Here is a 15144-nt window from a genome sequence, read left to right on the forward strand (position 1 = left end):
AACAGCTCGTTTAGAGCTGTTTTTGGGATGATTATTTATTGTTATAGTAGTTATTGATTACAGTTGCAAATGCTTGCCATTCCTGATCACTAGCTTGTGGGCTATATTCTGGATCATATGGTTCGCCATCTTTCGGGTTTGTAGATGGCGTATAATTATAACCAATATACCAAGGTTCCTGAACATTTTTGTTTGGTATCGTTGCTGAACCAAATGCTCCAGAAGTGGCAGCTGCTGGGGTTTCCAGTGCAAATACTGAGTAACCAGTTTGATGCTGGATAGTGCTTGCATACACTTGCAGGTTATTTTTAGCATAATCAATTGATACTGGGTGTTTAACATCTTGATCTCCTATCCCTTTACCTGGAATATTTGATACCAAAATACATTGAGCGTATGGAATTGATTCGCTACTTCCCATCTCTGTACCACAATGACTGAAAGTTTGTACTGGTACAGAACCAACCATAGTATCAGCCATTAAACATTTTGCCAATTGACCATAGGCAGGGGATGATTGATTATTCAAATCGCTCTCATGTGCCTGTAAAAACTGATTATTAATCCCAACACAAGCGTTATTATTTATTAAAACACCCGAAACATGTTCGCTACCAGCTGGAATTGTAAAATCAGGATTCCACATTTCAACATTATTCCATTCGGTTGCTGAAGCAGCTAATGGCAGAATTGGTGAATATTTACCATCAAAATCAGTCATTGCCTGCTCAGTTGATACTGTATGATAGTTTCCATTGAATCTACGATTATTTTCGGAGATAGAATCATTTAGACTAAGGCTACAATAACCTACTGGCAACATATCTCCACTTTTTAATTGATCGCATAAACCACCATTGGCATCGGTAGAGAAAGCACTATAAATACCGGCTGCTTCAGCTATATTAAATGCACCTTGATAGGTATCAGCTGTATAGGGAACCATTCCTGTTTGATCACCTGTTGATTGTGGTGCACGATATTGTCCAACATCATAAGTTGAGAAATTTGCAACTCCAAGCGGTCCAAATGATGACACCAGTAATGGGTTAAATACATCGGAAAAGTAAAAATAATTAAACCATTTGCCATGATATGCCAAACGATCAGCAACTTTCTTAAATGTTACTGCAGCATTAATCTGGTTAAAACCAGCTTCAAGATCCATAGCCAAGCCATCAATTTTATAACTTGGGTTAACTTGTGAGGCATAAACAATTGGATGAACAATGGTATCCGCAACTATATCCTGCTGCTCTGGATTAAATCCAACCAAGTCTGCTTTTACCTGATTATCAAAATCATAATTAAGTGTTAAGCCAACCCCTTTACTAGCAAAAGCGCCTTTTGTTGGGTCAACAAGATCACCAATCCATCTAGCAAAATCACTATCCGAACGATTAGTACCAACACCTGTTGCAGTAATCTGGCTTTCAGGATTACTATTTGGGCTAAGTTTCCAGAAGCTTATTTTATATTCAGAAGATTCTGCGGGACTAAAAGTATAGGTCATACTGATAATCTCAGCTAAAGCAGTTTTAATCGGATGGGTAGTCATCGCAGTTGAATTTATTTTCTGTAAGTCTGAACCATAGGTTTGATAGTCACTTGGCCAAGTGGTTTGTGCATTTGCACCTTTTTTATCTGGATCTTGGCTTGAATAAACATAAATTGATGGAAAATCGCCAACTAGATTTGATGTTGCAACCTTACCATTTTTCCAATCGTTAAGACTAGGATTAGTATTCGCTACATTCAGATAAAATGTTTGCCAGTCTTGTTCATTCTTCTCGCTTGCTTTGACATTAATCTGATAAACACCTGTGGTTAGGTTACTCGCCTGTAAATTACCGCTACCATCGATGCTAAATGAGCTATCTGAGCAGTGTACCGGATTAGCTTTAGCCTGTGAATCAACACCAGTAATTTTAACAATATTACAGCTAGTTGCTACCCCAGCATTTAATTTACTAGCATCAAATGAAAATACTTCCTGATTATCTGGACTGTAAAAATACTTATGCAAATCAACAATAGTTGTTTTTGTCGAAAAATCAGCAGGAGTCGCCGAGATTTCCATATAGTAAGGCTGGTTGGTATTATCTGCATTATTATCTTTATCCCATCTACCTTGACGAATCGGATTACCATCAAATTTACCATTAGTATCGGCAGACCCGGAAAAATCACGAATCATTTCTTCTACATTATAGGCACGTAACCCAGCATAAAGAATTACTGGAAGATTTCCAGTTGTACCAAAAAGTCCCGCATTAGCATTTATCGTAAGATTACAGGCTAATTTATTTGGGTCATTATCTAATATTTGACAGTTAGAGTCTTTGGCAAAATTAGTAAAATCAGCCTTCATCAATGGCTTAGTTTGATAAAGTGACATGCTTTCTGCGCTATTGAAAAAAGCTTGTAAATTATTATCCCCACTAACAGTAAAAGAACTTGCCGGGGTAGCATCACTACTTTCAGGGAAATAACTACCAAAAGTTGCAACAGCATTATTGGTGTCTGGTGAAGGTACCCCTTTATACCAATAAAAGCGATCCTGTTCATCAACATTTAATTGCACATATGGTAAAAGAATATTATTTGAATCTGAGCTAAAGGCAGATTTAGAAGATAATACATTACTACTTCCTGTACTCTGCATTTGATTGGTATTTGAGTTATTATTTCCGCCGCCACTATTACATGCAGCTAAGCCAGCAACTAAAGCAACTAATAGAGGTAATTTTGAATGTTTCATTAAAGTCTCCCTTGAATTTGTTTTACACGGCGAGAGTATAAATGAAGGCAAAATTTTTTAAAACCGCGTTTTTGCATGGTATCAGGATTCAAGATAATTGTATCAAGAGTCAGATAATTTTAGTTGTATCTTAGAAAGGGTAGAGGGGAAATAATTTTGCGGGGATGTTGCAGTTAAATTAGCAGCTAGCCTATTTAAATTTTGTGATTTGGATGTAATGAAACTACAAATGGACGGTATAATGATTCTGGGATGCTTTCAAAATAACCGCATTCAATAGCAATTTTGGTTAATAATGCAGTATTTGCACCATGGATATTAAACTTCTCACTTAACTGATTGCCAATTATATTTGCTATAGTACTGCGACTAAGGTTTAAAGTTTTTGCAATTTGTTCCTGAGTAAGTCCATTTGCTAATAAAAACATTACTTCAATTTCTCGCCGTGTAAGATCTTTTTTTGCTGGGTAGTTTTTATTTAATGGGTCAGAAGCTAGATGGTAAAAATGTTCCTGAAAGCCAAAAAATTTTGACTCATGGGCAAAGCTTTGAATAGCAATTACTTCACCGCAAGGGTGGATAATAGGAAAATAGGTTACCAGATAGGACTTAAATTGTCCATTATAGGGCAAAAGATCAAAAAAACTAATGACTTGTTTGTTGAGAAATACACTTTGTTGGATACCAAAAATTGCCTTTGCATAACGCTGAATTTCATCTTGGTGCTCTTTATAGTATGTATCTCCAAAGACTTTAATAATTAGTTCTTCATTATTTGTATCTTTATAGCCAGCACCGACTACCTCCTGCCAGTTATTGCAGCCAACTGATTCTGCAGTTTTATTCGTACAAATGACTACTTCATGGTTGCTGTTATATATAGCGGAAAAGATATGTTCATTTATTAGTGGGGTAAAGTTAGGGATAATATTTTGATTCAGATATGCCTGTTCTTCGTTGAAAGTTAATTTTTTCATTTAGCTAGCAGTTTAGATTTTTGGGTTGACTTGAAATACAATTTAAAGTATAGAATTATGATACGCTTATTGTACAGGGTTTTGATTTTTATGTCAATGTGATTCTAGAGATAATGCTGGCATATTGCCAGCATTATCTTATGATTTAGTTAAGGAATGTACCATTATCAATCTTACCCCACTCAGTTGTACCACTACTACTCGTAGTTGTACCAGTACCAGTACCTGAAGCCCAAATTACTCTACCTTTACTAGTAGTAGCCGCATATCCAATTTGACCAGAGCTATCTGAGCTATATATTACTAAGTTACGATCATCCTGCATTTCTATCTTAGCATATGGATCAGTTATCCATTTAATTTTCCTTTGCTTATATGCTGATTCAAAGAGGTTTTGGGTTGTTATCGCTCCTAATTTGTTTTTGAGTGTTAGGCGAATATCTCCATTAATAAATTTTATTTCAATCAGCTTGTCCGCTCCAGAGCTGCTATATAGAACCGTGGCACCAGTGATCAGTTCAATCCCTCGCGATCCTAAATCTCGAAGAAGCATCCTTTCTTTACCCGTAGGAGAGCTTAATAGCACAAATTTACCATTTCCTTTAGTTAACCCTTCATCAATCTGTTTCTCATTAAGAGAAATCTTACCATCTAGATAGATGTAATTAGAGCCAATAGTACCATTTTGTTGCCAGTTTTTATAGTCTTGTGGTTCAGTAAACTTAAATTTCTTCACTACTATGCTATCTGGATTCAAGTTAGTACCATTAATTTTCCAGCTTCCTTTACTATCTGATTTGATAGAGCCATCAAGTTTTACGATAGTTCCATCACCCCACTGTAGTTGTGAGGGACTTGCACGCTTACAGTTACTATCAAGGCAGCCTATTCCTAAAACAGCTCTAGATTTAAGGGTATCTATTGCCCATCCAGTTCTTTCACCTGGTAAGTAAATTTTCTCATTAGTATAGACAAAACCAGTTTTGATACAAAAAGTTTTCTCATCATAGTTTGCAATATACCAGTTCCAACGGGCAAAGATATTGTCTGTTTCATTTCCTGATTGACCAAAACTATATGTTTGTGAAGTAGGATAACTAATTTTTCCCTTATATCCAGATTGTAGAAAAAAATCTTTAGGACGAGGAAAATCACGATAATTCCACCAATAATCACTTTGATCATCATGTTTTAATTCTGGAGTATACATGTTAGATAGTAAATAAAGATCAGAAGCAAGGTCAATATTGGATCCAAACCAATATAAGTATGCCGAACCTCCACTTCTATAAGTCGAAGTGTTAGCCATATCTACCATATTACCTAAGTCTTCTCTATTTGAAAAATCTTTGGCTTTACACATATCTCCTACATCATCTTTAGAAAATATTGTATTACCAGTAGAATCTTTATCTTTAACTTGCAGACTTAACTTTTCTTTATCAAAATATATCCCAGACATAGCATAGCGTTGAATACTATTAGCTGCCTGATAATAGGGAACTTCTTGATATACCTTAACTGCGGTGGTTTGTTTATCATTATCAATAATGATACAATTTGCTGCTAGCTTGGCAAGCCCTGTACCATCTTGATTATTGCCTGTACTAACTGGTATAAACTTCAAGCTAGTTACTGAGCATTGGTTGATTTTATTGTCTTTAATAGCAAAGCTATCTTCTGACAAAAATGGTCGCTCTGATTTAAAAATATTATTATTAATTATTTCATATAAATCCTGATTATCAATTACTGATAAACCACTCTTGGTAGCAGTTAGCATTTCTTCAAATTGCTTGTCGTAAGTTTTATTCAGCTCTATTTCTGCTTGTAAAAAACCTTCCACCCCTGTTGCTTTTATGTCTCTTAGATTGATATTATCCATACGAATATCTGCACCACAGGCATATTTATAGGTTAGCTGGGCTAACTGCATATTATACATTTCCTGATATGCAGTAAATAGCTCCGCTTGATTAATCAAAATTTGCTGATTATAATAACTCACAAAATCCATCAAATCACCATTAGATGATATTGAATTTAATGATTTCATATAATCTTTCTTACGTGCCAATAGTCGATTAAATATACTGCCTGCATTTTGGCTATCTTTATATTTTGTCTTATAGTTTGAATACAGCTCATATGTATTCATCGATGAATTAATTGATTTTAACTGTGATGTTGATGCTTTATCTGTGGCAATTTCTTTTGCATTCATTGCATCTATTGCCATTAATGCACTGTAATGACAGTTGTTTTTAGCATAATTAAACAGTTCTTCTGGTTGTGTTGCAGTAAAATCACCAAAGATTTTCTGATCTTTATATTGCAGGTATTTGGCTTTAACCGCATTATTATCATTTACAATCTCAGCTAAAGTATTCTGAACATTGGCTGTCATCTGGGCTTTATAAAAGCTATCTAGCGTCTGTTTACTTATACTACCAATAGCCAATGCTACGTCAACCTTACCAATAATATCATCCAATTTTTTATCCATTGAGTCCAATTTATCCAAAATTGGCTTATTTGGGTCAGTCGCAGGACCAAATATTAAAAACATCAGGAAGTCTATCCCTGTATTTACTGCTAATTTTTTAAATCCAAGAGGCATATCAAATGCTGCGCCAATAATTCCTTTTACTACATAGTTAGAGGCTGTTTTGGCATCTGTTGGAAAGCTTTTTGCGGTTGCTACTGTATTGTTGGCTTGCATTGCATTGTTACCAAGGCGACTAGGATCATTATCATCACCTGCATTTGGTATGCATCCAGTTACAGATAAGCTTACACTACCACCGATTATTAGTGAACAAATTAGTTTATTTAATTTCATTATATTTCCCTTGAAAATGATATATTAAGAATATTTATTTCTTCAGAAGTCATTATATCTGACACTATGAATCCCGAACATAGTCAATTTTGACGATGTTCCAATGCGCTAAAAAAATGAGCGTCATAATAGCTTGTCTGTTATAATTAAATGTTTATATGCCATAATTAAGGATAGATAATGAGTGAAGAAAATACTCAGGGAATCAAGCTACGCGACGAGAAAAAGTTAGCCCGAATTCCAATCAAGGTAGTTCCTCTTACCGAACCATTAAAAAAACCGGAATGGATCAAGGTAAAACTACCAACTGGAGAAAATTTTAACAGAGTAAAAAATCTTCTAAGAGAACATAAACTACATACGGTTTGCGAAGAAGCTAGTTGTCCAAATATCGGCGAATGTTTTAATAAAGGTACTGCTACCTTTATGATTATGGGTGATATTTGTACTCGGCGTTGTCCGTTTTGTGATGTCGGGCATGGTAGACCAAACCCGTTGAATCCGGATGAGCCAAAAGAATTAGCCCGCTCGGTGGATATTTTGAAACTTAAATATGTAGTTGTGACTAGTGTTGATCGCGATGATTTACGTGATGGTGGCGCACAGCATTTTGTTGATTGTATCAATGCTATCCGTGAAGTACGTCCACAGACCAAGATTGAAACTCTTGTCCCTGATTTCCGTGGTCGTTTGGATAAGGCATTAGATATTTTAACGGCCAATCCACCAGATGTTTTAAATCACAATCTAGAAACTGTGCCACGCTTATATAAAGCACAACGTCCAGGATCTGATCTTCAGCATTCCTTAAATCTACTTAAAGAATTTAAGGCTCGTTGTCCAGATGTCCCAACAAAATCTGGAATCATGGTTGGCTTAGGTGAAACTAAAGAAGAAATCAAAGACTTAATGGTATTAATGCGCGAGCATAATATTGAGATGATAACTATTGGGCAATATTTGCAACCATCCAAACATCATTCGCCTGTTTTACGATATGTAACTCCAGATGAATTTAAAGAATTGGAAGATTTTGCTTATCAAATCGGCTTTAAACATGCTGCAGTTGGTGCTCTGGTTCGTTCGAGCTATCATGCGGATGAGCAAGCGCATAGCGCTGGAGTTGAATACTAGGATAGATATGAGTATTCTAAAAAAATTATTTTTAGCTGCCGTAATCTCAGGCAGCTTTTTACTGGCAAATGCCCAGAAAACACCACAACAATGCACGTTAATCAGTGGAACTATCATTCAACTGCCGGGAAAACCAGTATTTAAATTTAATTCTGCCCGAAATTATAGTAATAACGGCTATCCAATGACGCATACCCAGTTTTTTATCAAAGATGGAAATGGTGAAACCTATAAGGTCGTAGTTGATAATCTGTATTACCGAAATATTAGTGTGGCTCAGGTTAGCTCGCTACGCGATGTTGGGATAATTTCTGATTTTAGCCAAAATTATCCGATTGGTAGTAATGTGGAAGCCTGTGGCAAGCTATTCAAGTCAAATGGTAAATTGGGTATTCATTTTGTTCATCCAAGCGGCTGTAATCAAAATGAATTTAACGGCTTTTTACGCATAAATGGTACAGATATCAGCAATAATGAGAATTATTGTGGTGGTTGTGCTTGTAAAATTTAGATTATATTAGGTTAGAGAATGACAGAACAGTATAGATTAATAATTGAATCAGTGGATTATGAAGGTAAAGGGGTTGCTCGTTTAGATGGTAAAACCGTATTTATCGATGGTGCTTTAGCTGGCGAAGAAGTTTTGGCTGAAATTACCAAGCGTAAACCTAGTTTTGATAAAGCTAAAATAGTCGAAATCATTACTCCAAGCAAAGATCGTGTTACCCCAGAATGCCCAAATTTTGGCATGTGTGGTGGTTGCTCCCTACAACATATCAGTTTTGACGCCCAAATTCAGATTAAGCAGCAGGTACTGATTGATAATCTGAAACATATTGGTAAGGTCGAGGCTGGAGAAATATTGCCGCCAGTAAAAGGTAAGCCTTGGGAATATCGTCATCGGGCAAGGTTATCAGCACGGTTTGTAATTAAAAAGGGTGGTGCGTTAGTTGGCTTTCGCGAAAAAGCCTCTTCATACGTAGCTGACATGCTTGAATGTAAAATTCTACCCAAATATGTTTCGGACTTAATTCCATACTTGCGTGAACTCGTTGCTAGCCTAAGTATTCGAGAACGGATTCCACAGATAGAGGTTGCGGTTGGCGATAATCTGGTTATACTTGTGATCAGAAATATGCTTGAATTAGCTGATAGCGATGAAACTAAGCTAAGAGAATTTGTTGATAAGCATTCAAAAGAAAATAATTCCCTACAAATCTGGCTTCAGCCTAAAGGCCCTGATAGTTGCTATCCACTCTACCCACAGGAGTCACCACGTTTAAGTTATTCGCTACCAGAATTTAATCTCGAGATGCCGTATTACCCAACTGAATTTACTCAAGTTAATCCATATATTAACCAGCAGATGGTTAGTCTTGCAATGGAACTACTTAAAGCAGAAGAAAATGAAACTATTGCCGATTTCTTTTGTGGAATAGGTAATTTCACTTTGCCAATTGCACGAACTGCAAAACAGGTAATTGGGATTGAAGGTGCCGATGCTTTGGTTAAGCGAGCCAAAGAAAATGCTAATTTTAATGGATTAGGCAATAAAGTAAGCTATCAGGTTTGTAATTTATTCACAGTTGATGAAAAATGGTTACAAAACTTGGGGAAATTTGATAAATGGTTGATAGATCCCCCACGTGATGGTGCTGTTGAGCTAATTAAGGCAATCACACCCGAAATTGCACCCAAACGTATCGTTTATGTTTCATGTAATCCGGCAACGCTTGCGCGAGACGCTGGTATTTTGGTTCAGGTGCATGGCTATAAGCTGCAAAAAGCCGGGATAATGAATATGTTTCCACATACCTCGCATGTTGAATCGATTGCGGTATTTGAGTTGTGTTAAACCTGTGTGGGGTTAATTGAATTTGAAGTGGGTGCCGCAAATTAATCGGTACCTGCAGAAAAGCGGTTTGGTCTTCCGACATAATTAATTTCTACTTCAAAGGTTTTATTATTTACGGCTCGACTGGTTGCTACACTTAACCAAACAGGCATTCCGTTATCAGTAACCAGCGGTCGTCCAGATTTTTCTCCAGTTGCCTTTCCCATGAGATTAATGACGCCCTTTTCTGGGGAATAATTTGCCCCCGCACCATTTGGGTCATTGGGGAACCGCAGGTAAGATAAGCCCATTCCTAGGTTATTGCTATCAGTGCAATTGTAGTCACTCTTAACCCTAGTTGCGGTGGATGAATTTGGTTTAACTCTAACGGTGCTTTCAATATTTTTGTCTAGACTCGCAAAAATACCAACCTTGGCAGTTAATGGGTAGTTGGTGTAGTTGGTAATAATAAAATCACAGTCTGCATATGCTGATTGAATCACAATCATTAAAAGCAATTTTTTGTACAAATAATTCAAATTCATCTTTATCTCAATGATTAAATAGCTTATCTAGTTCAGAATTGCTAAAGCCAGCTTTTAGCCTGTCAGCTCTATTAAATGCCCCTCGTATTTTAGGGGCATCGTAATTTGCCATTAGCTCAAAAAAAATATTCTCAGGATTTAAATCTCTTTTTTGACATAGAAATTTAAACCACTTATCTCCATATTGTACATGCTTTATTTCATCTCTGTGGATGATATCAAGTATTTCATTAGCTTTTTCATCACCAATGTTTTTAATTTTAGATTGCATTTCTGGTACGGCATCAATTCCTCGTGCTTCTAGAACCCTTGGTACCAGAGCCATACGAATCATGCAGTCATGTTCAGTTTTTAATGCCATATCCCATAAGCCATTATGTGCGCTAAAGTCCCCATAGGTATAGCCAAGTGTAAGCAAGTGATTATTTAATAAGGTAAAATGATATGCTTCATCTTTAGCTACTTCTATCCAGTCTTGATAGTAGCCTTCTGGCATATCCTGAAATCGATAGCATGCGTCTAGAGCAAGATTGATTGCATTAAATTCTATGTGGGTTAGTGCGTGGATAAGTCCTGCATGACCTTCTTTACTGCCAAGCTTCCGTTTTGGCACTTTTGTTGGATGAACCAGTTCCGGCTTTTCTGGTCTGCCAGGTGTTATTAGGCTAATTATTTCATTTGTTTTATCAAAGCATAGAGAGTGCTTTTCATTTAATAAGCTAAAAAGTTTATTTGTTGCAGATATTTTTGAGAATATATTGCAATCAGTTAAGATTTGTAAGCATTCTTGATAGAAATTTTGCATTCTTTAGTCAATAATTGTTTATAAAGAGATATTTTACAACACAAAAAACAAGGTTTTTAAAAAATATTATTACTCTATAGTTGGTTTAATTTGGAAAATTTTGGAAAATAATAATTTAAACAGTTTATTATGGTCATAATGTAAGGGTATTTAATATCAAACCCAATCATAGAATAAACATTAGGTTGATTGCGGGCTATAGGTCAACTATGATATACTTGCTGGTGTTTTATGTGTCAGTTATACGGTTTTCATTAGCTGGCATTGCATATCTACTTAACCTAATAAGGGATTCTTGGCAAGATGAGTAATAAATTAAAATCTGTCTTCCTGCTTATTGGAGCTATGTTGCTATTGAGTGGTTGTGATCATTTGATAGTACTTAATCCAAAAGGTGCAGTTGGTGCAGAAGAGAAGAAGCTGATATTGACGGCAATTGGATTAATGCTGATTGTGGTAATACCTGTCATTATAATGACATTGGTGTTTGCCTTTAAATATCGTGCATCAAATCCGAACCTGGACTATGACCCAGAGTTCCATCATAGCAATAAAATTGAGGTTGTGGTATGGACAATTCCTATCATAATTATTTCAATTTTGGCAACAATTACGTGGCATACTACTCATTCGCTTGATCCGTATCGTCCACTTGATGAGCCAGGTAAGCCAATAACCATTCAGGTTGTAGCACTTGATTGGAAATGGCTGTTTATTTATCCTGAGCAAAATATTGCAACTGTAAACTTAGTAGAGTTTCCGGTTGATAGACCTGTTGAATTTAGGGTTACTTCTGATGCTCCTATGAATGCCTTCCAGATTCCTCAATTAGGTGGTCAAATATATGCCATGGCTGGAATGCAGACTAAGCTACACTTAATTGCCAATGAAGCAGGTGATTACTTCGGTCGCTCAGTAAATATTAGTGGTCGCGGTTTCTCTGGGATGCAGTTTGTAGCTAGGGCGGTAGCGCAAGAAGACTTTGATAAATGGGTACAGCAGGTTAAGCAAGAGCCAAATAATCTTAGTGCAAACGAGTACTATCAACTGGTCAAACCAAGTGAAGATGATCCAGTGAAGTTGTACGCTTCAGTGCAGCCAAATTTATTCAATAATATTATAATGAAATTCATGATGCCAGGTATGGAAGATCTTAGTGTGGATCATGGTTCAATGGTGATGTCTCATTAAGTAAAGTATATAGTAGGAAATAAAAAATGGATCATTTATTTGGAAAATTAAGCTTAGCAGCAATTCCATTTGATGAACTGCCAGCAATGCTTGCTGGTGGTGCCATGGTTGGTGGTTTTATTGCATTAGTGCTATTAATCACTTATCTTGGTAAATGGAAATGGCTTTGGACGGAATGGTTGACATCGGTTGATCATAAAAAAATTGGTATTATGTACATAATCGTGGCATTAGTTATGCTACTGCGTGGTTTTGCTGATGCGCTATTAATGCGTACCCAGCAAGCAATGTCTGTTGGTGCAAACCACGGCTTTTTGCCTCCACATCACTATGATCAAATCTTTACTGCACATGGCGTGATCATGATTTTCTTCATGGCAATGCCATTTATGGTTGGTTTGATGAATATTGTGGTGCCATTACAGATTGGTGCGCGTGATGTTGCCTTCCCATTCCTAAATTCGCTTAGCTTTTGGCTATTTATGGTTGGTGTCGTTTTGGTGATGCTTTGCCTTATTGTGGGTGAATTTGGACAAACAGGTTGGTTAGCTTACCCTCCATTATCAGAGAAGGAATTTAGCCCTGGAGTAGGGGTGGATTATTATATCTGGTCATTGCAGATATCCGGGATTGGAACATTGATTTCCGGGATTAATTTCTTTGTGACAATTCTTAAAATGCGTTGCCCTGGTATGACATTAATGAAAATGCCAGTATTTACTTGGACTGCACTTTGTGCAAATATCTTGATTATTATTGCCTTCCCAGTATTGACAGTAACTTTATCTATGCTTACGCTAGATCGTTATCTTGATTTCCATTTCTTCACGAATAGTGGCGGTGGAAATGCAATGATGTACGTCAATCTTATCTGGATCTGGGGCATCCTGAAGTATATATTCTGGTGTTGCCAGCATTTGGTATTTTCTCTGAGGTCGTATCAACTTTCTCGCGGAAAAGACTATTTGGTTATAATATGATGGTATATGCAACAGCATGTATTACCTTGTTATCTTTCATAGTTTGGCTACATCATTTCTTTACCATGGGTGCAGGTGCAAACGTAAATGCCTTCTTCGGTATTGCAACGATGATTATTTCGATTCCTACTGGGGTTAAGATATTCAATTGGCTATTTACCATGTATAAAGGGAAAATTAGCTTTAATGCTCCAATGTACTGGACAATTGGTTTCATGATTACCTTCTCAATTGGTGGTATGACTGGGGTGTTATTGGCTGTACCTGGCGCTGATTTCCTATTACACAATAGCTTATTCTTAATTGCTCACTTCCATAATGTGATTATTGGTGGTGTGGTATTTGGCTATGTAGCTGGATTTAATTACTGGTTTCCAAAAGCATTTGGTTTTAAACTAAATGAGAAGCTTGGTAAATGTGCTTTCTGGTGCTGGTTAGTTGGGTTCTATGTTGCGTTTATGCCATTGTATGTACTTGGCTTTATGGGTGCAACTCGTCGTTTAAGTCATTATGATGCTGCTACTGGTTGGCATCCATTATTTGTAATCGCGCTTGTTGGTGCACTAATTATTTTTGCTGGGATTGGTTTCCAATTGTTACAATTGTTTGTTAGTTTCTTGCAACGCAAGCAAAATATGGATGTAACTGGCGATCCATGGGATGGTCGTACGCTGGAGTGGGATACTGCTTCGCCGCCACCGTTCTATAACTTTGCTTTTGTACCACATGTCAATAGTTTGGAACCTCATTGGGATAACAAACAGGCAGCTAAAAATCATGCTGAACAACCTAAACGTAAATATGAAGATATTCATATGCCAAAAAATACAGGCGTTGGTTTTGTAATTGGTATATTAGCCTTTACTTTTAGTTTTGGTATGATTTGGGATATCTGGTGGCTGGCAATTGTTTCTGCTATAGGAATGTTTGCTGGAGTAGCATATCGTTCATTTGATTATGATATTGATTACTACGTGAAAGCCGAAGAGGTTGAGCGAATCGAAAATGAAATTTCAAATAGGAAAATAGCATAATGTCAACAGAAGTTTTACACAATAATCATCATCATGATCATGATGCTGAAGCTACCTCCAAGGTACTCTTTGGCTTCTGGATTTACATAATGAGTGACTGTATACTTTTTGCATCTATTTTTGCGACATATATAGTCTTACATGGTAATACCTTTGGTGGTCCAAGTGGTAAAGAGTTATTTGAAATGCCATATGTGCTGATTGAAACTTTTTTGCTTTTGATCAGTAGTTTTACCTATGGTTTGGCAATGCAAGCAATGTATAAAGCCAATAAATCACAAGTGATGCTATGGTTGAGTATTACTTTCCTACTTGGTTTTGGCTTCATCTGTATGGAAATAAATGAATTTCATCATTTAATTCTTGAAGGTAATGGTCCTAGTCGCAGTGCATTTTTGTCAGCCTTTTTTACACTGGTTGGTACACATGGATTACATGTTACCTGTGGTCTAGTTTGGATGATTATGCTGATGCTTCAGTTAAATAAACATGGTATCACGGCTGTAACGAGCCGCAAACTTGGCTGCCTTAGCTTATTCTGGCATTTCCTTGATATCGTGTGGATTTTTGTGTTTACAATAGTATATTTAATGGGAGTTATGTGATGTCGCATAGTACACATGATTCTAGTCATGGATCAGTAAAGTCATATATTGTTGGTTTTATCTTATCTATTGTTTTGACTATAATTCCTTACTGGCTGGTTGTTGGTCATGTTATGACTGGTGATTCGCTAGTTTTTGCTGTGGTATTATTTGCCATTGCCCAGCTACTGGTGCAGTTAATTTTCTTTTTACATTTGGGAACTGCTCCCGAGCAGCGAAATAATACATTATCATTTATTTTTACAGTGATAGTGGTTGTTTTAATTGCTGGTGGTTCATTGTGGGTTATGTGGAATCTTAATTACAATATGATGGATCATTAACCAGAATTATTTTAATGATAATGGCTAACTTTGGTAGTTAGCCATTTTTGCTTATATGCTGAAGACTCTAAAATCTATACTAACGATTTCAGAGTATTAAGTGTTATGATTCT

Annotated in this window: 11 protein-coding genes and 1 pseudogene; 7 read left to right on the plus strand and 5 right to left on the minus strand. The window is 36.5% G+C overall.

The features are described from left to right. Positions 1 to 31: 31 nt before the first annotated feature. The 3 genes from CUN60_RS01160 to CUN60_RS01170 all read right to left on the minus strand — a co-directional run bounded on the left by CUN60_RS01160 (position 32) and on the right by CUN60_RS01170 (position 6580). Complete coding sequence (locus CUN60_RS01160) at positions 32 to 2761, minus strand: hypothetical protein (protein ID WP_102950269.1); 2730 nt, start codon at positions 2759 to 2761, stop codon at positions 32 to 34. Between the two features lie 194 nt (positions 2762 to 2955). After that, positions 2956 to 3738, minus strand: coding sequence for a response regulator transcription factor (locus CUN60_RS01165; protein WP_102950270.1), 783 nt, complete (start codon positions 3736 to 3738; stop codon positions 2956 to 2958). 145 nt (positions 3739 to 3883) lie between these two features. Further along, positions 3884 to 6580, minus strand: coding sequence for a hypothetical protein (locus CUN60_RS01170; protein ID WP_102950271.1), 2697 nt, complete (start codon positions 6578 to 6580; stop codon positions 3884 to 3886). 180 nt (positions 6581 to 6760) lie between these two features. On the opposite strand from CUN60_RS01170, the gene lipA reads away from it, so the two are divergent. The 3 genes from lipA to rlmD are packed head-to-tail and all read left to right on the plus strand — an operon-like array spanning position 6761 to position 9569. Beyond that, a complete protein-coding gene (lipA, locus tag CUN60_RS01175) occupies positions 6761 to 7714 on the plus strand; it encodes a lipoyl synthase (protein WP_102950272.1) in 954 nt (317 codons plus the stop codon). A gap of 7 nt (positions 7715 to 7721) precedes the next feature. Further along, positions 7722 to 8225, plus strand: coding sequence for a hypothetical protein (locus tag CUN60_RS01180; protein WP_102950273.1), 504 nt, complete (start codon positions 7722 to 7724; stop codon positions 8223 to 8225). Between the two features lie 18 nt (positions 8226 to 8243). After that, complete coding sequence (gene rlmD / locus CUN60_RS01185) at positions 8244 to 9569, plus strand: 23S rRNA (uracil(1939)-C(5))-methyltransferase RlmD (RefSeq protein WP_102950274.1); 1326 nt, start codon at positions 8244 to 8246, stop codon at positions 9567 to 9569. 41 nt (positions 9570 to 9610) lie between these two features. On the opposite strand, the gene CUN60_RS01190 is transcribed toward rlmD, so the two are convergent. Both CUN60_RS01190 and CUN60_RS01195 read right to left on the minus strand, forming a co-directional pair. Continuing rightward, on the minus strand, positions 9611 to 10093 hold the full coding sequence (locus tag CUN60_RS01190) for a hypothetical protein (RefSeq protein WP_102950275.1): 483 nt from the start codon (positions 10091 to 10093) through the stop codon (positions 9611 to 9613). A 7-nt stretch (positions 10094 to 10100) separates the two neighbouring features. Continuing rightward, positions 10101 to 10898, minus strand: coding sequence for a ferritin-like domain-containing protein (locus tag CUN60_RS01195; RefSeq protein ID WP_102950276.1), 798 nt, complete (start codon positions 10896 to 10898; stop codon positions 10101 to 10103). Between the two features lie 303 nt (positions 10899 to 11201). Here CUN60_RS01195 and cyoA point away from each other — a divergent pair, with 303 nt between their 5' ends. The 4 genes and pseudogenes from cyoA to cyoD all read left to right on the plus strand — a co-directional run bounded on the left by cyoA (position 11202) and on the right by cyoD (position 15031). Further along, a complete protein-coding gene (cyoA, locus tag CUN60_RS01200) occupies positions 11202 to 12089 on the plus strand; it encodes a ubiquinol oxidase subunit II (protein ID WP_102950277.1) in 888 nt (295 codons plus the stop codon). Positions 12090 to 12325: 236 nt separating this feature from the next. Then, positions 12326 to 14103: pseudogene (gene cyoB / locus CUN60_RS01205) on the plus strand (cytochrome o ubiquinol oxidase subunit I). Continuing rightward, on the plus strand, positions 14103 to 14708 hold the full coding sequence (gene cyoC / locus CUN60_RS01210; RefSeq protein WP_102950278.1) for a cytochrome o ubiquinol oxidase subunit III: 606 nt from the start codon (positions 14103 to 14105) through the stop codon (positions 14706 to 14708). Before cyoB ends, cyoC begins: the two are co-directional and overlap by 1 nt. Beyond that, on the plus strand, positions 14708 to 15031 hold the full coding sequence (gene cyoD / locus CUN60_RS01215) for a cytochrome o ubiquinol oxidase subunit IV (protein WP_102950279.1): 324 nt from the start codon (positions 14708 to 14710) through the stop codon (positions 15029 to 15031). Before cyoC ends, cyoD begins: the two co-directional genes overlap by 1 nt. Positions 15032 to 15144: the final 113 nt, after the last annotated feature.

The organism is Aquella oligotrophica (genome assembly GCF_002892535.1).
GTDB lineage: Bacteria > Pseudomonadota > Gammaproteobacteria > Burkholderiales > UBA11063 > Aquella > Aquella oligotrophica.